The organism is Phormidium sp. CCY1219, from assembly GCF_055795085.1.
In genome coordinates, this window is the sequence record NZ_JAYFEQ010000853.1 from 1 (window position 1) to 562 (window position 562).

General features: G+C 45.0%; 2 protein-coding genes. Both read right to left on the reverse strand.

All coding sequences use genetic code 11. The annotated features are described in order from the left end of the window. Positions 1 to 299, reverse strand: a 299-nt coding sequence (locus tag AC0QH1_RS27135; protein WP_324634584.1) for a Uma2 family endonuclease, incomplete at its 3' end; no start/stop codon positions are given. A 77-nt stretch (positions 300 to 376) separates the two neighbouring features. Beyond that, a partial coding sequence (locus AC0QH1_RS27140) for a Uma2 family endonuclease (protein ID WP_324634585.1) occupies positions 377 to 562 on the reverse strand: 186 nt, incomplete at its 5' end.

Genomic DNA, 562 nt, shown 5'->3' on the forward strand with positions numbered 1-562 from the left:
TTTAACCCCTCCCAGCGCTCGTTACTTACCCAACTGACATCGGGCGATCGCACCGCACCATTGGGTAACGTAAAACCTGTGGAGGAGTCAAACCCTTTTCCCAATCCGGTTGTTTCAATCCAGAGACCGAGTTGAACGATAAGGCCAAAATTTTGATGTCCCGTCCAGGGGGTTGTCGGTGGCATAATTATCACTTCTCCGGACGCATTTCGTTCCAGCTTTAAGTCCCGATTTGCTTGACAGAGTTTCTCAAATCCTTCGCGGTTTAGATGGGGAATATTTAACTCAATGATAGTCATATTTTTCGATTTTAACTGTTTTGATTAAACCACAAATCGTCAGTTGAGTTTTGTTGAATAAAATGGTATAATTAAGACTACCCAACCTTATTCAAATCCAACACAAATCCGGGCAGCACATCTTCTCCCTCTAGGGTTTCGGGAGAGTGCAAGACTACGACTTCTCGTCCGGGACGATAAATTTCCACCTGTTTCTCCAGGGGGTCAATTAGCCAGCACAACCGCACGCCATTGTCAATATATTCTCGCATTTTTTCCCGCAG